The 21,160-nt window shown below is 67.3% G+C and carries 22 protein-coding genes; 9 read left to right on the forward strand and 13 right to left on the reverse strand.

Going from position 1 to position 21,160, the window contains the following annotated elements:
* Window positions 1–5 precede the first annotated feature (5 nt).
* Window positions 6–764, reverse strand: coding sequence for an IclR family transcriptional regulator (locus CA982_RS10545; RefSeq protein WP_086535394.1), 759 nt, complete (start codon window positions 762–764; stop codon window positions 6–8).
* Between the two features lie 152 nt (window positions 765–916).
* Here CA982_RS10545 and CA982_RS10550 point away from each other — a divergent pair, with 152 nt between their 5' ends.
* Window positions 917–2,191, forward strand: coding sequence for a DUF6986 family protein (locus CA982_RS10550; RefSeq protein ID WP_086535289.1), 1,275 nt, complete (start codon window positions 917–919; stop codon window positions 2,189–2,191).
* Entirely contained in the window at window positions 2,188–3,003 is an 816-nt protein-coding gene (locus CA982_RS10555; protein ID WP_086535290.1) for a bifunctional allantoicase/(S)-ureidoglycine aminohydrolase, read from the forward strand. Before CA982_RS10550 ends, CA982_RS10555 begins: the two co-directional genes overlap by 4 nt.
* Window positions 3,004–3,015: 12 nt before the next feature.
* Here CA982_RS10555 and CA982_RS10560 read toward each other — a convergent pair whose 3' ends face one another.
* The 12 genes from CA982_RS10560 to CA982_RS10615 form a co-directional block, all read right to left on the reverse strand.
* On the reverse strand, window positions 3,016–3,222 hold the full coding sequence (locus CA982_RS10560; RefSeq protein WP_158097806.1) for a ferredoxin: 207 nt from the start codon (window positions 3,220–3,222) through the stop codon (window positions 3,016–3,018).
* Window positions 3,223–3,250: 28 nt separating this feature from the next.
* Window positions 3,251–3,724 (reverse strand): group I truncated hemoglobin, encoded by a 474-nt coding sequence (locus tag CA982_RS10565; protein WP_086535395.1) that lies wholly within the window; start codon window positions 3,722–3,724, stop codon window positions 3,251–3,253.
* A gap of 89 nt (window positions 3,725–3,813) precedes the next feature.
* Entirely contained in the window at window positions 3,814–4,887 is a 1,074-nt protein-coding gene (gene oxdA / locus CA982_RS10570; RefSeq protein WP_086535292.1) for an aliphatic aldoxime dehydratase, read from the reverse strand.
* 62 nt (window positions 4,888–4,949) lie between these two features.
* Window positions 4,950–5,786 carry a CbtA family protein gene (locus CA982_RS10575; RefSeq protein ID WP_086535396.1) on the reverse strand — a complete coding sequence of 279 codons (837 nt, stop codon included), beginning with the start codon at window positions 5,784–5,786 and terminating at the stop codon, window positions 4,950–4,952.
* 20 nt (window positions 5,787–5,806) lie between these two features.
* Window positions 5,807–6,037: a CbtB domain-containing protein gene (locus CA982_RS10580; protein ID WP_086535293.1), complete on the reverse strand. Its 231-nt coding sequence runs from the start codon at window positions 6,035–6,037 to the stop codon at window positions 5,807–5,809.
* 46 nt (window positions 6,038–6,083) lie between these two features.
* Window positions 6,084–6,500 (reverse strand): nitrile hydratase accessory protein, encoded by a 417-nt coding sequence (locus CA982_RS10585; RefSeq protein WP_086535294.1) that lies wholly within the window; start codon window positions 6,498–6,500, stop codon window positions 6,084–6,086.
* On the reverse strand, window positions 6,497–7,102 hold the full coding sequence (gene nthA, locus CA982_RS10590) for a nitrile hydratase subunit alpha (protein ID WP_086535295.1): 606 nt from the start codon (window positions 7,100–7,102) through the stop codon (window positions 6,497–6,499). The genes CA982_RS10585 and nthA overlap by 4 nt, the downstream gene beginning before the upstream one ends.
* A complete protein-coding gene (gene nthB / locus CA982_RS10595) occupies window positions 7,102–7,815 on the reverse strand; it encodes a nitrile hydratase subunit beta (RefSeq protein ID WP_086535397.1) in 714 nt (237 codons plus the stop codon). The genes nthA and nthB overlap by 1 nt, the downstream gene beginning before the upstream one ends.
* A gap of 82 nt (window positions 7,816–7,897) precedes the next feature.
* Entirely contained in the window at window positions 7,898–9,457 is a 1,560-nt protein-coding gene (locus CA982_RS10600) for an amidase (protein ID WP_086535296.1), read from the reverse strand.
* A gap of 327 nt (window positions 9,458–9,784) precedes the next feature.
* On the reverse strand, window positions 9,785–11,170 hold the full coding sequence (locus CA982_RS10605; protein ID WP_244176211.1) for an ABC transporter substrate-binding protein: 1,386 nt from the start codon (window positions 11,168–11,170) through the stop codon (window positions 9,785–9,787).
* 48 nt (window positions 11,171–11,218) lie between these two features.
* Complete coding sequence (locus tag CA982_RS10610) at window positions 11,219–11,593, reverse strand: ArsR/SmtB family transcription factor (protein WP_086535298.1); 375 nt, start codon at window positions 11,591–11,593, stop codon at window positions 11,219–11,221.
* 71 nt (window positions 11,594–11,664) lie between these two features.
* The gene (locus CA982_RS10615) at window positions 11,665–12,729 is read right to left on the reverse strand and encodes a helix-turn-helix domain-containing protein (protein WP_144066017.1); all 1,065 of its coding nucleotides are present in this window, start codon (window positions 12,727–12,729) and stop codon (window positions 11,665–11,667) included.
* 227 nt (window positions 12,730–12,956) lie between these two features.
* On the opposite strand from CA982_RS10615, the gene CA982_RS10620 reads away from it, so the two are divergent.
* The 7 genes from CA982_RS10620 to CA982_RS10650 all read left to right on the forward strand — a co-directional run bounded on the left by CA982_RS10620 (window position 12,957) and on the right by CA982_RS10650 (window position 21,156).
* Window positions 12,957–14,213, forward strand: coding sequence for an acyl-CoA dehydrogenase family protein (locus CA982_RS10620; RefSeq protein ID WP_086535300.1), 1,257 nt, complete (start codon window positions 12,957–12,959; stop codon window positions 14,211–14,213).
* A 50-nt stretch (window positions 14,214–14,263) separates the two neighbouring features.
* Window positions 14,264–15,769: an aldehyde dehydrogenase family protein gene (locus CA982_RS10625; RefSeq protein ID WP_086535301.1), complete on the forward strand. Its 1,506-nt coding sequence runs from the start codon at window positions 14,264–14,266 to the stop codon at window positions 15,767–15,769.
* A 74-nt stretch (window positions 15,770–15,843) separates the two neighbouring features.
* Entirely contained in the window at window positions 15,844–16,506 is a 663-nt protein-coding gene (locus CA982_RS10630) for a response regulator transcription factor (protein ID WP_086535398.1), read from the forward strand.
* Window positions 16,507–16,509: 3 nt separating this feature from the next.
* Window positions 16,510–17,955 (forward strand): sensor histidine kinase, encoded by a 1,446-nt coding sequence (locus CA982_RS10635; protein WP_086535302.1) that lies wholly within the window; start codon window positions 16,510–16,512, stop codon window positions 17,953–17,955.
* Between the two features lie 115 nt (window positions 17,956–18,070).
* The gene (locus tag CA982_RS10640; protein WP_086535303.1) at window positions 18,071–19,462 is read left to right on the forward strand and encodes an MFS transporter; all 1,392 of its coding nucleotides are present in this window, start codon (window positions 18,071–18,073) and stop codon (window positions 19,460–19,462) included.
* A 9-nt stretch (window positions 19,463–19,471) separates the two neighbouring features.
* Entirely contained in the window at window positions 19,472–20,410 is a 939-nt protein-coding gene (locus CA982_RS10645; RefSeq protein WP_086535304.1) for a TAXI family TRAP transporter solute-binding subunit, read from the forward strand.
* A gap of 104 nt (window positions 20,411–20,514) precedes the next feature.
* A complete protein-coding gene (locus tag CA982_RS10650; protein ID WP_086535305.1) occupies window positions 20,515–21,156 on the forward strand; it encodes an LGFP repeat-containing protein in 642 nt (213 codons plus the stop codon).
* The last annotated feature ends 4 nt before the right edge of the window (window positions 21,157–21,160 follow it).

The following is a 21,160-nucleotide window of genomic DNA, read 5'->3' on the forward strand; positions in this document are numbered from 1 at the left end:
GAGGCCTACTCCCGGGACCCGATCAGCGCCTCGGACACGGTTCCGGCCGCCGCCCGCAGTGCCCCGACCGCGCGGGCGCGCAGGTCGTCGTCGAACCGCGCGACCGGCCCGGAGATGCCGACCGCCATGGGCGTGGGGGCACCGGGGACCGCGACGGCCATCCCGCAGACCCCGACCTCGTGTTCCTGTTCGTCCGTGGCGACGCCGTCCGCGCGCACCTGTTCGACGGCGGCGAACACGCCGGACAACGACGTCACACTCCACTCGGTGGCCGCGGTGAGTCCGGCCTGGGTGACGTGTTTGAGGATGCGCGCGTCGTCGAGCTCGGCGAGGACGGCCTTGCCCACCGCGGTGTTGTGCATCGTCACCCGACGACCCACCTCGTTGTTGGTGCGCATGCTGTGCGGCGACGGGACCTGAGCCACGTAGATGACCATGTCGCCGTCGAGGACCGCGAGACTCGCCGTCTCGCTGAGCTCCCTGACCAACGACGCGAGAACGGGCGCGGCCACCGCGCCGAGCTGTCGGTTGGCCACCTCACCGAGGCGAATCAGCCGTGGGCCGAGGGCATACGACCGGTTCGGGAGTTGCCGGACGTACCCGATGCCCACGAGCGTCCGCAGCAGCCGGTGGATGGTCGGAGGCGGTAACGGTGATTCCGCCGACAGATGACTCAGGGAACACTCGCCGCCGGCGCGTCCGATGAGTTCGAGCAACTCGAAGGCCCGCTCGACGGACTGCACACCGCCCGAGTTCCCTGCCATCGTCACCTCCACAGTCCGGCATCACGCTACGTTCCATCATGTGAAACCACAATTGCCCCCAGCTACGCCGTGGGCTGGTGGATAGCACCCGGATTACAGTAAACTCCGCTGTGCGGAATTCTTTTTCCACCAGAACGTGAAGGGGGCGCCTCGTGAGCGTGCAACCCGGTCGCCTCGGTGCGGCCTTCCTCGCCGACGTCGAGGCCGCTCTGGCCCCGGCGGACGCGGTGCTGGCCGACCGGTACCCGGGCGACGACGGCAGCCGGCAGCCGGTCCACACGGTCTATGTCCCCGCCGATCGGTACTCCGCGGATCTGTCCGAGAATTGGGGTCTCGCGGCACTCGATACGGCTGCCTCGCACGGCGGGCTCGCCGCCATCGCGCGGGCGACCGTCGCCGACACCGACTCGGCGGCTTCCGCGCTCGCGGATCTGGTGGAGGGCAAGCTGCGCTCCGAGCCCATCGAGGATCTGCGTATCGACTTCGAGGACGGCTACGGTGCCCGGCCCGACGATGAGGAAGACGCGGCGGTCGATGCTGCCGTCGCCGCGGTCCGTCAAGCCGGGGACACCTCGCCGCCGTTCCTCGGCATCCGATTCAAGTGCTTCGAGGCCGACGTCCGTGCGCGCGGCCTGCGCACTCTCGACCTGTTCGTCGCCGGCCTGGCGGAGACCGGCGATCTTCCGCCGGGTCTGACACTCACGCTGCCCAAGGTCACCTCGACCGACCAGGTCGTCGCGATGGTCAGCGTCGCCCGCGAACTCGAACGGGTCCACGGACTTCCGCAGGGGCGCATCGGTTTCGAGATACAGGTGGAAACGCCGCAGTCGGTGATGAGCGCCGACGGCACCGCGGCCGTGGCGCCGATGATCCATGCCGGCGAAGGCCGGGTGACCGCACTGCACTACGGAACCTACGACTACTCGGCGTCCCTCGGCATCGCCGCGGCCTATCAATCGATGGAGCATCCCGCCGCCGACCACGCAAAGGCCGTCATGCAACTCGCCGCGGCCGGTACGGGCGTGCGGCTGTCGGACGGATCGACGAACATCCTCCCGGTCGGGGACCCCGAAGCCGTCGAGGCCGGGTGGGCGTTGCACGCGCGACTGGTCCGCCGCCACCTCGAACGCGGCTTCTATCAGGGGTGGGATCTGCACCCCGCCCAGCTCGTCACCCGCTTCCTGGCGACCTACGCCTTCTACCGTGACGGATTCGACTCCGCCGCAGTGCGTCTGCGGAACTATGCCCATCGCATCGAGTCGTCGGTCCTCGACGAGCCGGCGACGGCCCGCGCACTCGCCGGCTTCATCCGACGAGGCGAGGTGTGCGGGGCGCTCACCGTCGACGAGGTCGAGACCGCGACGGACCTGCCCATCGCGAAGGTGCGCGAACTCGCACTCCACCACTCACAGAGGACAGCCCGATGAACGCGACGCCGTACTACACCCCCGCCGGCGGACTCCCGCCGCAGACCGACCTCCTGAGCGACCGCGCGGTCGTCACCGAGGCGTACACGGTGATCCCCCGGGGCGTGCTCCGCGACATCGTCACGTCGGTCTTCCCGGAATGGACCGACACCCGCGCCTGGGTGCTGAACCGCCCGGTGCCCGGGGGTGCGCAGACCTTCGCGCAGACCATCGTCGAGGTCGCCCCGGGCGGCGGATCGGATGCGCCGGAACCACAGTCGGCGGTCGAGGGCTTCCTCTTCGTCACCGCCGGCACCCTGACCGTGACGGTCGCGGGTGAGGCCCACACGCTGACCGACGGCGGCTTCGGCTACCTGCCCGCGGGCACCCCCTGGTCGGCGCACAACCACGGCGACGTCCCCGCGTCCTTCCACTGGATCCGCAAGCGCTACGAGCCGATCGCGGGCCACGAGCCCGCCCCGAAGTTCGGCAACGAGCGCGACATCGAGCCCACCCCGATGCCCGACACCGACGGCGCCTGGCGCACAACGAGAATGCTCGACCCACAGGACGTGGCCTATGACATGCACGTCAACATCGTCACGTTCGAACCGGGCGCGTCGATCCCGTTCGCCGAGACCCATGTGATGGAGCACGGCCTGTACGTCCTAGAAGGCAAGGCCGTCTATCGACTCAACGAGGACTGGGTGGAGGTCCAGGAAGGCGACTACATGTCGCTGCGTGCCTTCTGCCCGCAGGCCTGCTACGCCGGGGGTCCGTCGAACTTCCGCTACCTGCTCTACAAGGACGTCAACCGGCAGATCATGCTCTGACCCCGTCGGTCGTCAGATCTCCGACACGGCGATGGCCTGCGCGGGGCATACGTGCGCGGCGTTGCGGACGACATCGACGGCTTCGGCGGTGTCGATGGAGTCCGTCGTGGTCTGCGCGCGACCCTCGGTGAACTCGAAATGAGCCGGGGCCACTGCGACGCAGAGACCCGCACCGATACACCGCAGAGATACTTCCGCCTGCCACTGTCGACGACTCACGACCATCTCCCTCGTCCTGTTCGAGGTATCAGCCGGCCGCGGGTGCCGGCCAGTGCACGCCGACGCTCTTCATACCCTGCATGACGTCCATGTCAGGGTGTTCCCTGAGGACGTCCTTGAACGACGGGCTGCCGACCACCACGGACTTGAACGAGCGCAGGAAGGCATCGACCTCCTCTGCTTCCCGTTGCGGGATACCGAATTCGGCGTAGGCGGGGGTGACGATGTCGTCGAAGAGAGCGTCCCAATACTCTTCGGTGATGCCCATCCCCCGGTGCGCGGTGGCCATATCGGGTCCGTGGTAGGTGTGCGGACCACCCCAGTGCATACCCAGGAATTCGACGAATCCGCTGATCTCCTCCTGGACTTCGGCCTCGGTCTTGTGATTCCAGATGTGGCCGATCGTCGGGTTCAACATCGCCCGCACCACCAGGGTCCGGGCCAAGAACTTCACCGATTCGAGTCCGCCCAGGCGGTCATAGAGGCTTGCTTGCTCTGTCATGTCGGTCTTCCTCACGATTTCTCAGATGGGTTGTGTGGGCGCTGCATCGGTCGCGATCGTCGGGCGGCAGCGCCGAGGAGGGGCCCGGGTTAGGCGTCGACGGTTGCCGCGACGACCGCGTCGCGCATCATGCCGGTCGCCGGGTGGCAGTTGATGTACTCGAAGAGTTGGCTGGCGCCGTCGGCCACCGACACCTCGTGGTACAGCCGCAGCTTGTCCAGGTCGGTCGCCACTTTGAAGAACGTGGTGAAGATCCGGAGATGGGTGGGGTGCGATTCTGCCCAGCGTTCGAGCTTCTCCAGTGACCGCCAGTGCCCGATGTTGTAGGTCTCGTCGACGGGATTGCCGTCCAGATCGATGTTCTGGACGAGACGGTTGCTGTAACAGCCGACGTCGGCACCGTTGTCGCGAAGGAAGTCCATACCCGCCTGCAGGGTCGGTTGGATCTCGTCGAGGTAGAGATCTCGCTCGGCCTGTCCGGCCTCGCGCCAGTCCTGGCCGGAACGGATCAGGGCGATGTTGTCATGCCCTGCGACGACGACGCGGCCGCCGTGCGCGGGATCTCCGTGGACCACGCGCAGCGACTCGTCGCGTCGCGGTTGCATCCAATCGTTCTGCGACAACGGGATTCGTTCGCGCATCGACCCCCAGTAACCGTGCTCGTTGATGTCGCCGCTGATCCCGTTCATCAGAGCGCCCACGCCGGGCAGTTGTTCCTGAAAGGCGTACAGGGTCTCGAACTGGTCGACTCGCGGCGACACGATCTCGCGGAAGTACCCGAGGGGTCCGGTCTCGCGGTCGGTGGACGACCACCAGGAGTCGACGTCGGGGCTGCTCATCCACCTGCCGAAGGCACTGGGATCGCTCCAGTAGCCGACGATCATGAAGTTGTCGTAACCCTGGTTGTCGGTGTGGTGCGTGATGTCGTGGTGAGCGGGTCCGTCGGCGTGCTCGAGGCTCGCCGCGATCTGCCGGACCGCCGCGAGTGCCTCGGTCCGGTGTTCGGCACCGGATGACTGCACACCCAGGTACGCCATGGTGACCTGTTGTATCCGGTGGTCGGCGCGGCCCACCCACATGGGGAAGGGCGGTTCGTAGTCGTCGGGTACTCGCCGCGAGATACTGCGCGGACAAGTGAGGTGGGAGTCGATCGCGGATTCCATCGGGGGCTGATCCTTTGGGCTGTGAGTCGGGTCGGATTGCAGTGTCGAGCTGAGTGATCGAGTCAGGAAAGCGGTGCTCTGCGGGCGCCGGTGGCCGCGTCGACGGAGCCGTGATCTCGGGGCGCGCGGAGAACTCGGTGGGCAAGCAGTGCGAACGATGCGGCCAGAGTGGTCCACAAGAGTGCGTGATCGGCGATGGTGTACATCCGGAAGTCCCCCAGTACATCGGCGGGAAAGCCCGGATAGGCGATGCCGGTCCCGTCCATGAGCGGCCCGGGGACCTCGTCGAAGCTCGGCAGGGCGAGAGCGGCGACCACGACGGTCGTCAGGTACAGGAGGACACCGACCAGCGACGAGGTCAGTCCACCCAGCCGCGGTCGCAGCCACACGACGACCACGGCCACCGCCGCGATGGCGGCGAGGACCGACACCACCGTGATGGTGAGGAACGCGCTGGTGCGCGACCCGATGGTCTCGCCGCTGCCGACCGCGGGCGGGTTGGCGGGAAAGACGAGGAAGGGAACCGCGAACACCGAGGTGAACCCGATCGCGCCGACCGCTGCCGCCACCCACCGCGGGTCGGTGCCGGGGTAACGCTTGCCGACGAAGCTCCAGAGAACGGTGAAGGCGACCGCGAACACCGCGCCCATGCACAGAGCGAAGGCGACGGTGCCCACGGCGGCACCCAGATTGGCCTGCATCGCCCGGCTGAAGACCTCGCCGTGATCGTGCGAGTGCCCGCCGGCACCCTCGAGTGCCTCGTGCGCGGCCGAGCGGCCCTCCTCGTAGGAGATCGCCGCACTCACCTGTGGCTGAAGGAAGATCCGGGCGAAGACGTAGGTCACGATTCCCGAGATCAGGCCGGCGCCGAGACCCGCGCCGATGAACTTCTTCTCCATGGTCTGATGTCCGAGTGTCGTCAGTGGCACGGGAAGCCGAGGAAATGGCGGGCATCGTGCACGAACTCGTGCACATGGGTGTCGGCACCGAAGACCGACACCGCGCCCTGGTCGTAACCGATGAAGTAGTACGCGAGCAGGGCCAGCGCCATGGTCAGACTCAGTGTGAGTGCGACACTGGCGGTCTCGAGATGGGGTACCGCCCAGCTGGGCGCGGCAGAGCGGGTGGTGGTGGTTGCGGTGGTGGACATGACGGTGCTTCCTTACGATCGAGCGGGTTGGGCGATGGCAGTGGACTCAGGGCGCGGAGGCCGGGTCGATCGCGACCGGTTCGAGAATGGCTTTGTGGTGGTTGCGATTCGGCGGCGCGGCCAGAACCCGGGCAGTGCGTCCGGCAACGTCGCCCGGATGCACCGCCCCGACCTCGGAGAGGACCTGTTCGAGTGCGGTGACCCAGTGCCGGTAGTAGGACCAGGATTCATCGGACAGGTCCTCGACCGAACTCTCCCACTCCTGGATCGACGCGATCAGCGCACCCTGGAACTGCGCCCACTCGTACTGCCCGCTCTGGTGGGCGGCCACGGCGAGGGCGAAAGCCCTGATCTCCCAGGGGCTGTCGAAAGCGAGATCCTCGGGTCGGCCACCGGGTAGATCGCAGACGAGATCCTCGACGATCTGGCGCTCCCGGGTCGTCGCCGGTGCGGTGGCGCTCATGACGCCGACACCTCTTTGACCGGTCCGACACCGATCATCGAGTCCCGGGTCACCAGCTCGGCGAGTTGGTCTTCGGTCCAGCCGTCGGTGCCGGCGGGTCGCTGGGGCAGCACCCAGTACCGCATTTCCGAACTCGAGTCCCAGATGCGGATCTCGGTGGATTCGGGGACGTCGTACCCGAAGTCCTCGGCCAGGACCTTGCGCGGCTCGCGCACGATTCGCGACCGGTACTGCGGTTCCTTGTACCAGTTCGGCGGCAGGCCGAGGACCGGCCACGGATAGCAGGAGCACAGGGTGCACACAATCGCATGGTGCACGGAATCGGTGTCTTCGAGTACACGCATGTCCTCGCCCTGCAAGCCGCTGATACCCAACTCCTTACAGGCCTCGGTCGCGTCGTCGAGGAGGCGTGCGCGGTACTCCGGGTCCGACCATGCCTTGGCCACCACCTTTGCGCCGAGCTGTGGGCCGACCTCGTTCTCGTAGATGTCGACGATTCGGTCGACCATCGACGTGGTCATCACGCCGTTCTCGATGAGCATCGACTCCAGCGCCTTGACGCGTGCGGCGATCTCTTCCTGGCTCGGTACTCCGTTGCTCATCACTCTGCTCCTTCTGTGGTGGATCCTTCTGGGGCGAATTCGATGTAGGGGTCCCACACGTCGAAGTAGACCGAGCTGTTCGGGTCGGCGTAACCGGCTCCCCACAGTTCCTCGGCGGCGAACTTCACCGTGTAGACGTGTTCGGGGTCCTCACCCAGCCCGTTGCCTGCGGTGTCCGGGTAGATGAAGGAACCATGGTGCGCGACAACGGTTCCGGTCTTTCCGCGCACGTATCGTGCCCGTCGGGTGTGACCGAACGGGCTGACGTCGGTCACCGTGACCACATCACCCGCCCGGAACCGAGCAACCTTGTCGGTCTCGCGGATGGCGGTCGCGCCCGCAGGGACGACAGCGTTGACGAACTCGATGAGCTCCTCGGACTGCTCGTGCTCGGGCAGCGGGGCATCCGGGTTCGCGAGGTAGTACTCGGTGCGACGATCGAGTTCGGCCGGATCGATCGCCCCGGCCGCGATGGCATGGTTCTCGATCGAATACAGCCAGTGCTCGTAGTACGGGGCCTTCAGGTAGACCGCGGGGTCCATCTTCTCCATGCCGTGGCGAAACGAATCGACCCCGAAGTACCCGGCGCGGAAGCACGCCGGGAACATGGTGAACATCGGCTTCTCCCATTCGGCGCGAAACACCGGTTCGTCGTCGACCACGACGACCGGACCGAGACCGTCGGTCCCGCCCAGATCGAAAACTCCGTTCATGCGAACTCCTCCTTGGTTTCCGGCGATGGCGACGGACTCGCACATCGCTCGACAGTGATGGTCGGCATACTGGCTGGCCGGCTCACGACGAGGCGCTGACCGAGGCCGTCCGGGGCGTGGGGAACCCGCCGACCAGTTGCTCGAATGAGTGCCCCACGCGCAGCACGGTGGCATCGTCGAAGTGCTTGCCGATGATCATCATCCCCACCGGTAGCCCGCTGACCTCGCCGGCCGGAACCGACAGTGCGGGATGACCGGTCACATCGAGCGGGGCGGTGTTCGCGAGCATCCCGAGCGCCTTGGTCACGTAGGTGGCGCGATCGACTCCTGGTTCGGGGAGTTCGGTGGCGACATACGGCAGGGTCGGCATCACCAGGACGTCGTAGTCACTCAGGGCCTGGTCATAGGCCGCTCGAATCAGCGGAACGAGGTTGCGGGCCTTGCCATAACTGGCACCCCCGAGTGCGGTGACACCGTGGTGCCCGCAGAACGCAACGAGTTTGACCGTCTCGGACAGCTCGTCCGCGTGCTCGATGCGATGCTGGGCGAAGAAGGCCATCTGCTCGGGGTCGTAGAGACCGCCCGCATTGAGGCCGTACCCGTTGCCGTCGAGCATCTGGTAGGCACCACCATCGGTGGCGATCACGTTCCAGACATGAAACGCGTCGCGATGCCACGCGACGCTCGTCTGCTCGACGACCGCTCCGGCGTCGGCGAACCGTCTCGCCGCGTCCTGCACCACCGCGTCGACCTCGAGCTGAGAGGCATCGTGTCCGAAACCCTCGGCCACCACACCGATCCGCAACCCCTGGACCCCGTCGGCGAGACCCGACAGATAGTCGCTCGGAGTGATCCCTTCGGGTTGGCGGGGGTCGAGTCCGTCAGCACCGGCGATCACCGACAGCATCAGAGCCGCGTCGGCGACTGTGCGGGTGATCGGCCCGACATGGTCGACGGTTCGCTCGATCGGAAACGCTCCCGTGTAGGGCACCAGGCCGAAGGTGGGTTTGTGCCCCACCACCCCGCAGAACGATGCCGGGATCCGGATCGATCCGCCCTGGTCACCGCCGATGGCGAGATCCACGTCGCCATTGGCGACCAACGCCGCACTGCCACCCGAGGACCCGCCGGCCTCCCGGCCCGGATCCCACGGGTTGCGCACCGGCCCGCTGGCGGGCGTGAAGCTCGACCCCGAGAAGCAGAGGTCCTCGCAGACAGCCTTCCCGGCGATCTCGGCACCGGCGTCCAACAGCCTCGACACAACGGTCGCGTCCCGTGCCGGAATGAATCCCTCCATCGACCGCGAGCCGTTCATCATCGGCACACCGGCCACCGCGACGTTGTCCTTGATCGCCACCCGACGACCCGCGAGCCGTGTGTCACCCGGCTCGTCGGCGGTGATGGAGGTACGCATGTACCACGCGCCCAACGGATTCGACCCGTCGACCGAGGCGGGGGTGGACTCACGAGCCGGCGCCACCGGGGTCGCCGAGGCGGCGTACAGCTCGTCGACCACGTCGTAGGAGCCCAGCGCGCCATCGACCAGCCCGGCGAACTCCTCGCGATCCTCTGCATTCAGCGTCAGCCCGAAATGTGCGGCTGCAGAACTTATTTCATCCACACTGGGACGACGAACCGACATGTTCTCTCCTTTTCGAAGCGGAATGCGAGACCAACTCCCCCGCCAGTTGCGCCTTCTCGCTGATGAACGAACCCGAGTCTAGGAACCGGCCGGCCAATAGGTCAATGGGTATCGACGTATTGACGCGTTAAGACTGTGTTTCGCCACTGTCACCCACCTCCCGAGATCCGACGACCGGTCGAATGCGACTGCGCGACAGCGCACTACGACACGCCACCCGCCGTCTCGGGGACCCGCCACTGCGGCCGGGCCAGACACCACCGTGGCGCGCGTCACATAGTCAGAACGTAGTACCCCGGTCGACATATGTCAATGAGTGGCGACGCATTAACTCGTAGCCGGGCGGGGGCGCAGGGTCCCCTGCCGCGATTCGGCCAGGATGATGGGACGGGACGGCGAGTTGCCGGCGGTTGCAGTACTGGTTATCAGTCTGCGCCGCAACCGTTCTCTGTCCATGTCGGGATCAGTCGACATCTCCTGCCCGTACGCCTTGATGGCTTCGTAGGTCGTCTCGGACAACGAGCTCATCGGTGGCATCAGGCCGTGCAGCTCGTGCCGGTAGCGACTCTCGAGATCGCGATGGACGTCGAGAGCACCCTGAAAGTACGCGAAGGCCGCCCAGACACCGTCGGCAGCGGTATCGCCGATCAGCTGCAACGTTGCCTCATCGAGCACGAGCGCAAGCGTTCTGGTCCGGGCCCGCAGTCCCCGCTGGGCGCATTGCCGTTCGAAGACGACCTCGTCCCGGCCGACCAGCGACGACAGGATCAGCTCCGCGCCGGAAGCCTCGATCGCCGCGATGGTCGAGGTGAAGTCCTGAGTCCCCAGCGGGAGGTAGGCGTCGCCCAGAACAGACCCGTGGTTCTCGGCCACCACGCGCCGAACCGCCCAGTGCGCACCATAGGACCACGAGTAGCGGTGGCCCACGAAAAACCATCTACGGCTACCTGTTTCCGCCATCAGCGCCGGCACGGCAGCGCGCGCTTGGGCCAGCGGCCGCTCCCCCAGTCGCACCGTCGTGGGACTGGGTCTACCACCCTCGTTCAGGACGGTGTGCACCAGCAGCGCATCCTTGCCCTGCAGCACGGAGGCAGCAGCGTTGAAGGTGGCCGACGTGACGCATGCGAAGATGACCCGGCAACCACTGCGCAGCAACCGGGTGGCCGCCGTTGCTCCCGCCAGCGACTCCGAGGCATCGTCACCGACCAGCAATTCGACGGGAACACCCCCGATGCCGCCCCCGGCATTGATCTCGTCCACTGCCAACTGGGCCAACGTCTCCGTCGCCTGGGCGAAGACCGCCGCGGAACCGGATTTGCTGACCAGCAATCCGATGCGGTGCCGGTCCGGCCGCAACGGCTCGGGCGGACCGAAACCGCGCTTGTGGGCCAGCCACGTCACACCATCCTGATCCAGACTGGACTCCACGACCACGCGCGAGCCACTGCCGTCGGCGAAGAACCGCACGGTCAGCCGACCACGCCATGGCTGATGGTGCACGATCACCACTGACCTGCCCCACCGAACCGAGGCAACATGTCCCAGCAGGGTGATCGGCATTCCCGCGACACCCTGACCGCCGCCGACCGGCAGGGATACCGACACGGCCGCGCCCACAGCCAACCTGGTGCATTCCAGATCGAGTAACTGGCCGGCCGCGAATCGACCGAACGCGATGTCGGGCGGATCAGCGGTAGGGATCTGGGCGGTCACGGAAAGAGTCGGCACACAACACCCCCGGATAGCCGGAACAGCGCCAGACTAGGCTTGCCGCCGCGCCTTCGCCTCGTCTTCACGGATATCGGGGGCCGGGGCGTCACCGGTGGCTTCTCCCGCACCGAGCGCCCGCTCCAGCACACCCTGCAGGAACTGCAGGGCGTCGTTGGCCGGACCAGCCGGGTCGATGGAGAAGTAGCGGTGCCGCCCCGCACGCCGCTCGACGACGACCCCGGACATCTTCAGTGCCTTGAGATGAGTCGATACGGTGGTGCGACCGACCGAGGAGATCTGGTCACTGATGAACCCGGCACTGCATTCGCCGTGGGACGCGAGTGTGTCCAGGATCTGGCGGCGAACCTGGTCGGCAAGGGCGGCGAAGACCAATTCACGACTCTGCTGGTCATTGGTCACACTCATGGTCGTTACCCGTCTGCCCCGGAACTGATACGTCAGTAAGTATCAACATATCGTACCGGCGGGCACTCCGGCTACCCGAGGCACCGCATCTCCGCGCCACTCACCTCCGGGCGGCTCCGTGGCAAGGACCGCTCGGATCTGCGGTACTCGGTCGGCGTGCACCCGAACTCGGCGCGGAATGCGCGGGCCATGTGGGCGGAGTCGGAGTATCCCCACCGTGCCGCCAGCATGGCTATCGGCCGCGAGTCGTCGCCGGTGAGCAGATCGCGGGCGCACGCCTGCAGACGTCGTTGGCGCGCCACCGCCCCGAAGGTCGTGCCGGATCGCTCGAAGAGCGCGTGCAGGGTGCGTACCGATACGCCGATCGCTCGCGCTGCCCCGGTCACCGACACCGGCCCGACAGGCAGGTGGGTGTCCATGTAGCGCACCGCAGCGGCACGGCGGGCGTCGTCGCTCAGCGGGGCGGAAGGCGGCCCCGGCGGGTTCTGGGCCCCGGCCAGCACAGCGCGGATGACGTCGGCGTGCGCGGTCCCGAGCATCTGGCGTTCCACCGGATTGCCGACCGCTCCTGCCGACTGCCACGTCGACACCATCAGCGAACGGGCGATCTGGGCGCTCCCCCGATCACCGTCGAATGTCGTCGCGGTGGCGGCCCGGGACGGATCGGACATCAGATCCGCCACAGATTCGCGAGGCAGGCGGAACGACAGGACTCGCCACAACCGCGCCACGTCATCCGGAGAGTGCTCCGGCTCGACGAATTCCAGGCTGTAGGGACGGGTCGAGTCGACGATCGCGAACTCGCCACGCGACACGACACATCGGCGGCCGTCTTGCTCGGTGAAGCACTGACCTTCGATCTGCAGGTTGACGAAGACGACGTCCTCCGTGGTCCGCGACACTTCGAGCTCGCCGTGTTCGACCAGTTGTGTACATGAGGCGATCTCGGCTGCGTTGGTCGTACCCATCGGGGCCGAGCGCACCCAGCCCGGCAGCCCCGCACTCACGCGACTGCGGCCCAGGTGATCACGGGACCGAGACGGGGTCAGCGGCGTGAAGGCCTGGCACAGGACGTCAGCCCAGTAGCTGACCTGGTCGGCAGTCCCCAACTCCTTGGTGGACCAGAAATCTGTCATGACGCGCTCCGAGGTCCGACGCCGCAGTTCGATCTCGTGCGGCGGCTTGGTGTCCACCTAAGCGCATTCGCGCCGCCGTGTCCGCCGACCGGAGCATCGGTGCAGATTTCTTCTGACAAGTGCGCAGGACGATTCAAGACCGGAGGCGGGGGTGTGCGACAGCCTTCGAGTGTGTGATTCGCCACACACCACGACCTCAGAGCAATCGTCATCACACCGGAGGAATCATGTCCCTGAGCTTCGAACTCAGTCCGGAACAACTCACCGTGCGCAACCAGGCGCGCCACGTCGCCGACGAGGTGTTGTCGCAGGTGGCCGGAGCAATCGACGGCCTCGACAAACCCGAGGACCGGTTCTACGCCTTGCTGCCGATCTACAAGCAACTCGTCGGCATGGGATTCCTGAAGGGCCTGGTGCCCGACGAGTACGGCGGAGCCTACTTCGACAATCTGACCTTCGCCCTGGCTGCCGAGGAACTCGCCCGTGTCGACGTCAACGTGCCGTCGGCACTTCTCGGAACCGGGCTGGGACTGAACCCGATCATCAATTTCGGCACGGAGGAGCAGAAGCAACGATGGTTGCCGTTGTTCTGTGGCGACGAACCACGCCTCGCCGCGATCGCCTACACCGAGGTCACCGGCGGAGCCAACTACGACACCCCCGATCCGACCGCCGGAATCCAGACGTTCGCCGTCCGAGATGGGGACGACTGGGTCATCAACGGCGCCAAGCACTACACCACCAACGCATCGGGTTGGGACGGGCTCGGCGCCGACCTGATCAGCGTCGTGTGCCGCACCGATCCCACGCTTCCGCCCTCCGAATCCCTCGCGGTCATCGTCGTCGAGCGCGGCACCCCCGGAGTCTCGATCACCGGGATGATCGACACCATGGGGCACCGTGCGACCAACTCGCCGCGGGTGGAGTTCACCGATGTCCGTGTCCCCGTGCGCAATCTCATCGGTCAACCCGGAGATGGATTGGAGATCGTGGCCACCGCCTTCTCCTGGACGTGCTCGTCCATCGGCGCGGCCTGCGTCGGGCGGATGCGCGCCGCATTCGACTACGCCCACAGATTCACGACCACCGATCACCGCTCCGGCCCGGTCCCGGTCATCGACCACCAGAACGCCGGCTACATGCTCGCCGACATCAAGACCAGGATCGAAGCCGTCCGCTACTTCGCGTGGAAGGCCGCCGACCACTTCGACCGCACCGGCGGCAAGGACCGTGAGCTGGCAAACGAGATCAAGATCTTCGCCTCGGAGACAGCCGTGCAGGTGGTCTACGACGCGATGCGCCTGGTCGGCGTCGATGCCTACACCAACCTCACCCCGATCGCCGCGATCATGGAAGACGTCCTGTGCTTCCCGGTGTACGACGGCGGCAACATGGGCGTGCGGCGACGCAATCTGCACAAACTCCTCAAGGACCCCAGCTTCGATGCCCTCGCCGCTGCCGAAAATCGGTTGACGACAACCTGATAGCAATCCTTCACACCCTTGTTCACCCGACTACCGAAGTGAGACAACCGATGACAACGACCGACGCCTCCCACGCCGCCCTGCCGGCGGGAGTCACCGACTTCCTCAACCGCCCCGTCCACCATTTCATCGACGGGGTCGACGTCGCCTCCCTGTCGAACGACTCGTTCGCCACGTTCAATCCGTCCGACGGAACCCCACTGGCCGAGGTCGCGCTCGGCAGCACCGTGGAGGTCGATCAAGCGGTGGCGGCCGCCCGCCGGGCCCTCGACGGACCATGGAGCCGGATGAGTGAGTCGCAACGCAGCAAGATCCTCTGGCGCGTAGCCGAACTCATCGATTCACGTGCGGACGAGTTCGCCATCCTGGAGGCGCTCGACAGTGGGAAGCCCGCGACTTACGCGCGGGCGGTGGACATTCCACTCGCCGTCGATTGGTTCCAGTACTTCGCCGGGTGGCCGACCAAGCTCGAGGGAACGACCATCCCGGTCTCGGCTGTCGCCACGCCCGGCAACTACTTCGCCTACACGGTGCGCGAACCCATCGGTGTCGTCGCCGCTGTCATCGCGTGGAACTTCCCCCTCATGCTCGCCGCCTGGAAGCTCGCCCCGGCGCTGGCCGCGGGCAACACCGTGATCCTCAAACCCGCCGAGCAGACGCCCCTCACCGCAACCCTTCTCGGCGAGCTGATGCGCGAGGCGGGAGTGCCCGAGGGAGTGGTCAACATCGTTCACGGCTACGGCCACGACGTGGGCGCCGCGCTCGCTGCCCATCCGGGAGTCGACAAGATCTCGTTCACCGGCTCCACCGAGGTGGGCAAGAGCATCATCACCGCGGCGAGCGGCAACCTGAAGAAGGTGACCCTGGAACTGGGGGGAAAGTCGCCCAACGTCATCTTCGCCGACGCCGACCTCGATGCGGCCATCGCGGGCGCGGCCAACGCCATCTTCTTCAACCAGGGCGAAGCCTGCGAGGCCGGCTCGCGCCTCTTCGTCGAGCGGGCGGTCTACGAGCGTGTGGTCGACGGGGTTGCGGCCGTGGCGGGACAGCTGACCGTCGGGGACAGCCTTGCCCCCGACTCCCAGATCGGACCGCTGGTGTCACAACGGCAGCTCGAGCGCGTCCTCGGCTACCTCGACAGCGGCCATACCGAGGGCGCGACCACGGTCACCGGTGGACGGCGCAAAGGAGATGTCGGTTATTTCGTCGAACCCACCGTCCTCACCGATGTGACCCCCACGATGAAGGTCGTCACCGACGAGATCTTCGGACCCGTCGTCACCGTCACACCGTTCGACGACGGCGATGACCTCCTGCGCGCGGCCAACGACACCAGCTACGGGCTCGCGGCCGCGGTCTGGACGAGAGACCTCACCAAGGCCCACAACGTCGCGGCGGGTTTCAAGGCCGGCACAGTGTGGATCAACAGCTATCACGTCCTCGACCCCGCACTGCCGTTCGGCGGGTACAAGCAGTCCGGGTGGGGCCGAGAGCACGGCGCCGCGGTCTTCGACGCCTACACCGAAACGAAAACCGTCATCCTCGACCGAGGCTGACGTGGTCCTCGGGCTCGTCACCGGCCCCGCCATGCAGGCGGTCGGTCGGGCACCCCTGTCGTACCGTGGACCCGATGCGTATCGCGGTGGTGGAGGACGACGACGGGGTCGGTGACGCGCTCGTCGACGCTCTGAACGAGGTCGGCCACGAACCCCGCCGGATGCGTCGCGGTGCCGACCTCCTCCTCAATCACCGGGATGTCGACCTGGTCCTGCTGGACCTGGGACTGCCCGACGAGGACGGCCTGACCGTGTTGCGCCGGTTGCGGACCGTCAGCGAGATGCCGGTGGTGGTGCTCACCGCGCGGCACGACGAACGGTCGGTCGTGCGGGCCCTGCGCGGGGGCGCCGACGACTATGTGGTCAAGCCGGCACGGCTCGGCGAGCTGATGGCGCGCCTGGAGGTGGCCGCCCGTCGGCGTGTGGCCGACGCCCCGGTCGCCACCGACCGACGGATCGCGTCCGGCGACATCGTGGTCGACCTCGATGCGCGTCTGGTCTCCGTGGCCGGCGTCGACGTGGCACTGACCCCCAAGGAGTTCGAACTCCTCGCGCACCTGGTCACACGCCGGGGTGAGGCGGTGAGTCGCGAGCAGTTGATGGACGCGATCTGGGGCGACGCCTACGTCGCGATCTCTCGGAGCCTCGACGTCCACATGACCGCACTCCGGGCGAAGCTCGGCAGACCCGGAGTGATCGAGACGATCCGCGGGTACGGCTACCGCTGGGGTTCCTGAGCGATGTGGCGGCGTGTGCTGCTCGTGCTGGTCGGCTATTCGGCGATCGTGGTGCTGGGCCTGGCAGTCCCCCTCGCGACGACGGTGAGTAGCGAACGGCTGCAACGGTTCACCGAGAGCCGGACCGCGTCCGCGGTCTATTTCGCCGACCTCGCCGATCGGGAACCGGAGATGCGGGGCACCGAGTTGCAGAGCGCCGTCGAGCGCTATCGGGATCTCTACGGGGAAGGTGTCGTGGTGGTCGATCGGGCCGGCACGACGCGGGCCGCAGCCGGGCTCACGGCCCGGTCACCAGAGGTCGCCGACGCCGTGTCCGAGGCGTTGCGCAATCAGCGCACCCGGGTCGCGTCGGGGTTGACGCCGTGGTCGCCCGGATCGGTTCTGGTGGCGATGCCGATCGGCACGGGCACCCAGGTCGACGGCGCAGTGGTCATCGAGGCCTCGACCTCGGCGGCCAGACGCGACGTCGCCGAGACCTGGGCGGTGATCGCCGGTGGGGCCGTCGCGATGCTCGTGGTGGGGTCGCTGATCGCGGTTGCCCTGTCGCGGTGGACGGTTCGTCCACTCACCGCGTTGACCACCCGGGTGCGCTCGCTGCGCGCATCGATCATCGACCGCGTTCCGGGTGCGAACGAGCCGAGTCAGAGCGGACTCCGCGAGCACCGGCACAGCGGCCCGCCGGAGGTCCGTGAGCTGGCCCGGATCTTCGACGCGATGGCCGACGACGTCGAGAACGCCACCGCGGCCCAGCGCCGTCTGGTCGCCGACACCGCGCACGCCCTGCGAAATCCGCTCGCCGCGGTCCGCTTTCGTCTCGACGCTCTCGGTCTGGGCCTCACCGGCAGATCGCTCACCTCGCATCAGAAGACGCTCGTGGAGATAGACCGGCTCGACCGCATCGTCGAGGACCTGCTCGTCCTGGCCACTGCCGAGTCACGACCCGTCGGCGCCGTGACGGGGGTCTGCGACGTCGCCGCCGTACTGACCGAGCGCCACGACTTCTGGGCGGGCGCGCTCGCGGATGCCGGGCTGTCGGCGTCGATCGCACTGCCATCGGGACGAGCGTCCTCGACGATCGCCGCGCTCGACGAGGACGACCTCATCCGGGTGACGGACGTCCTCATGAGCAACGCGGTCCATCACGCCGGACCGGGCGCGTCTGTCGAGCTGGGCTGCCGGTCCGAGGGAACGCGCGTCCGGGTCTGGGTGGCCGACACCGGTCGCGGTGTGACGGACGACGAGTTGCCTCGCGTGACGGAACGGTTCTTTCGTGCGTCGGCCGGCGGTGGACCGGGGTCGGGGCTCGGACTGTCCATCGCCGCGGCCCTGGTCGAGGGGGCCGGGGGCGAGCTGACGGTGAGCGCCGGACAACCCGCGGGCCTGCGGGTGGATCTCTGGGTCCCGGCGGCGGAAGTCGAGTTCCACGAAGCCGTGGACGACCTCTCCTAAGGGAGTGTTAGGAAACCGCGATCGGCTTCCGTTGCGCATGTGACTGCGTTCACAGTGTTAGGGGCACCGACGCCGGACCGGGTCGGGTGCACGTTCGACGACCTGGAGGACCCTGATGACCGACTCGCCCACCCGGCCCCCCGCGGATGCCCGGAACGCACCGCCGATCTCGTCCGCCGCGGCAACGCGCCGTGCCGTGCTCAACACACTGCGCGGATCCTCCGGCAATCTCGTCGAGTGGTACGACGTCTACGTCTACACGGTGTTCGCGACGTACTTCGAAAGCCAGTTCTTCGACTCGGCCGACAAGAACTCGACCGTATACGTGTACGCCATCTTCGCCGTCACCTTCCTGATGCGGCCGGTGGGCTCCTGGTTCTTCGGCCGGTACGCGGACCGTCGGGGCCGCCGGGCGGCGCTGACGTTCAGCGTGTCGCTGATGGCGGCGTGCTCTCTCGTCATCGCGCTGACACCGGGCCGCGAGTCGATCGGCGTGTGGGCGGCGGTCGTCCTGGTGCTCTGTCGACTGGTACAGGGGTTCGCGACCGGCGGTGAGTACGGCGCGTCCGCCACCTACATGTCCGAAGCGGCCACGCGTGAGCGTCGCGGCTTCTTCTCGTCGTTCCAGTACGTCACGCTCATCGGCGGACACGTGCTGGCGCAGCTCACCCTGCTGGTGATGCAGGGCTTCCTCGACAAGGATCAGATCTCCGACTTCGGTTGGCGCATCGCGTTCCTCATCGGCGGTGTGGCCGCCGTGGTCGTCTTCTGGTTGCGCCGCAGCATGGACGAGTCCCTCACGCCGGAGCAGCTGGAGGCCGTGCGCAGCGGGGCCGACTCCGAGTCCGGATCGATCCGCGAACTCCTGTTGAACTACTGGCGCCCCCTGTTGGTCTGCTTCCTGGTCACGATCGGCGGCACCATCGCCTTCTACACCTACAGCGTCAACGCACCGGCCATCGTCAAGACCGCTTACGAGGACCACGGTCGCACCGGGACCTGGATCAACCTCATCGGCTTGGTGTTCCTCATGGCGTTGCAGCCGATCGGCGGAATGATCAGCGACAAGGTGGGACGCAAACCCGTCCTCATCTTCTTCGGCGTCGGCGGTGTCCTGTACACCTACGTCCTGATCACCTACCTGCCCCAGACCACCTCGGTGGCGGCCTCGTTGACCCTGCTCGCCGTGGGATATGTGATCCTCACCGGTTACACCTCCATCAACGCGATCGTGAAGGCGGAACTGTTCCCCTCGCATGTCCGGGCCCTGGGGGTCGGGCTCGGGTATGCCCTCGCGAACTCCGCGTTCGGTGGCACCGCACCGCTGATCTATCAGGCCGCGAAGAACGGCGGTCATGTCCCGTGGTTCATCGCCTACGTCACCGTGGTGATCGCCGTGTCGCTGCTGGTCTACATCTTCGTCTTGCGCAACAAGGCGGAGACGCCCCTCGATCGCGAACAGGGGCGGGCCTTCGTCGACGCGGAGGTCGATGCCCGGCGGGCCTAAGGTGACACCATGTCGTACGCGCTCGGGTCGGTCGACCGGCGGACCGTGCTCCGCGGGGGCTGCGGGGCGGGAGCACTGCTTCTGCTGTCCGCATGCGGAACCGAGCGCGGTGCATCGGTCCGTCTCGCGGCGGGCGAGCCCGGCGGGTTCTTCTGGGAATTCGCCGGCCTCCTCGCCGCGGCGGCCGACCGGTCGGGCGCGCCGCCGATCCGCCCGCGTCAGTCCGGTGGCTCGGCCGAGAACCTCGATGCCCTGGCGGAGGGTTCCGCAGAGCTCGCCATCAGCCTCGGTGACACGGCCATCGAACGTGTGAATCCACAGCTGACCGCTCTGGGCTGCGTGTACGAGAACTACTTTCAGGTGGCGGTCCGCGCCGACTCCGGCATCGCGACGATCGCCGATCTGCGCGGACGGGTGGTGAGTGTCGGCGCACCGGGATCGGGTGCCGCGGGACTCTCCGAGCGCGTACTCGCCGCGGCGGGCCTCGCACCCGACCGCGACATCCGACCGGTCCGCCAGACGATGCGGGATGCCGGCGTGGCGCTCGCCGCGGGAGCGGTCGACGCCGTCATGTGGGCAGGTGGTCTGCCGACACCGGCGTTCACCGACCCGCGGGTGCCGATCGCTCTTCTCGACCTCGGTGGTGTCGTGTCGGCCCTGCGACGGCGGCATGGGCAGGCGTATGAGCCCGTCCGCATCCCGGCCGACATCTATGGCCGACATCCGGCGGTCACCACCGTCGGGGTCGCGAACCTGCTGCTCGCGCGCCGGGACGTCGCCGACACGACCGCTGCGGCCGTCGTCGATCTGCTCCTCGACGAGTCCGCGCACCTGGTGCCGTCCCAGGCGATCGGCAGTCAGTTCCTCGACGCGCAGTCACTGATCCTCACCGGCCCCGTTCCGCTGCATCCGGGTGCCGCACGCGAGTACCGCCGTCGGCACGGGTGAGTCGTCTGCACCCGCACGCCGGGCCGCGGTCCGTGATACCGATAGACGCGAGCAGTTTGTCGGGTTCGGGTCTCCGGATCGGCTGTCGAGGGTGAGAGGAACACATGAAGCAGGTGGCTTCCCGCCGCGCCCAGGTCATTGCCGGATTGTTCGCGACCACGCTGATCGCCGCCGGTTGCGGCGCGTCGGACGCGGACGAGTCGCCCTCCGGGGTGTCTACGACGACCGCAGCGGCCGGCGACACGACGGGCCCCTCCCCGGTCGCGGAGAATGTCGCGCCCGGACCCACCGAGGTGACGGTGATGGGCGAGGACGACGTGGAGGTCACCCTCACCGGTCCGATAGCAGCCAAGTACGGCTCGGCGACCGAGGCACAGCGGGCCGCCCTCGGCAAGCCGTTGACCGGGGATCACAACGCCGGGACCCGCGAGAGTGGCGTTGTCTATCAACAGTTTCGCGGTGGTGTGATCATCGCGGAGAACGACGCCCCGGCAACGCCGGCGTACATCATCAACTCCGGCAGGATCCGAGACGCGTGGAACACCGAACGGGCCCCGGACGGAACCCCAGCACTTACCGGCGCCAACGGCTCGGCGGGACCGCTGGGGGTGCCCACGAGCGACGTGACGGTCGAGGGCGACCTCGAAGTGGTGACTTTCGAACACGGCGAGATCTCCGAGAACACGACGAACGGCGAGGTTACCGTCACCGTCAACGGCAACACCGTGCCCTCAGGGCTGAAGTAGACGG

Origin of the sequence: Gordonia lacunae, assembly GCF_002149015.1 — a bacterium.
Lineage (GTDB): Bacteria > Actinomycetota > Actinomycetes > Mycobacteriales > Mycobacteriaceae > Gordonia > Gordonia lacunae.

Bases quoted from the DNA above. Each gene is read 5' to 3' on its own strand.
- CA982_RS10545 (WP_086535394.1), bottom strand. From the start codon at position 764: ATGGCAGGGAACTCGGGCGGTGTGCAGTCCGTCGAGCGGGCCTTCGAG.
- nthB (WP_086535397.1), bottom strand. From the start codon at position 7,815: ATGAACGGAGTTTTCGATCTGGGCGGGACCGACGGTCTCGGTCCGGTC.
- CA982_RS10585 (WP_086535294.1), bottom strand. From the start codon at position 6,500: ATGAGCGCCACCGCACCGGCGACGACCCGGGAGCGCCAGATCGTCGAG.
- CA982_RS10630 (WP_086535398.1), top strand. From the start codon at position 15,844: ATGCGTATCGCGGTGGTGGAGGACGACGACGGGGTCGGTGACGCGCTC.
- CA982_RS10600 (WP_086535296.1), bottom strand. From the start codon at position 9,457: ATGTCGGTTCGTCGTCCCAGTGTGGATGAAATAAGTTCTGCAGCCGCA.
- oxdA (WP_086535292.1), bottom strand. From the start codon at position 4,887: ATGGAATCCGCGATCGACTCCCACCTCACTTGTCCGCGCAGTATCTCG.
- CA982_RS10625 (WP_086535301.1), top strand. From the start codon at position 14,264: ATGACAACGACCGACGCCTCCCACGCCGCCCTGCCGGCGGGAGTCACC.
- CA982_RS10640 (WP_086535303.1), top strand. From the start codon at position 18,071: ATGACCGACTCGCCCACCCGGCCCCCCGCGGATGCCCGGAACGCACCG.
- CA982_RS10635 (WP_086535302.1), top strand. From the start codon at position 16,510: ATGTGGCGGCGTGTGCTGCTCGTGCTGGTCGGCTATTCGGCGATCGTG.
- CA982_RS10580 (WP_086535293.1), bottom strand. From the start codon at position 6,037: ATGTCCACCACCGCAACCACCACCACCCGCTCTGCCGCGCCCAGCTGG.
- CA982_RS10615 (WP_144066017.1), bottom strand. From the start codon at position 12,729: ATGACAGATTTCTGGTCCACCAAGGAGTTGGGGACTGCCGACCAGGTC.
- CA982_RS10645 (WP_086535304.1), top strand. From the start codon at position 19,472: ATGTCGTACGCGCTCGGGTCGGTCGACCGGCGGACCGTGCTCCGCGGG.
- CA982_RS10575 (WP_086535396.1), bottom strand. From the start codon at position 5,786: ATGGAGAAGAAGTTCATCGGCGCGGGTCTCGGCGCCGGCCTGATCTCG.
- CA982_RS10620 (WP_086535300.1), top strand. From the start codon at position 12,957: ATGTCCCTGAGCTTCGAACTCAGTCCGGAACAACTCACCGTGCGCAAC.
- CA982_RS10650 (WP_086535305.1), top strand. From the start codon at position 20,515: ATGAAGCAGGTGGCTTCCCGCCGCGCCCAGGTCATTGCCGGATTGTTC.
- CA982_RS10555 (WP_086535290.1), top strand. From the start codon at position 2,188: ATGAACGCGACGCCGTACTACACCCCCGCCGGCGGACTCCCGCCGCAG.
- CA982_RS10610 (WP_086535298.1), bottom strand. From the start codon at position 11,593: ATGAGTGTGACCAATGACCAGCAGAGTCGTGAATTGGTCTTCGCCGCC.
- CA982_RS10565 (WP_086535395.1), bottom strand. From the start codon at position 3,724: ATGACAGAGCAAGCAAGCCTCTATGACCGCCTGGGCGGACTCGAATCG.
- nthA (WP_086535295.1), bottom strand. From the start codon at position 7,102: ATGAGCAACGGAGTACCGAGCCAGGAAGAGATCGCCGCACGCGTCAAG.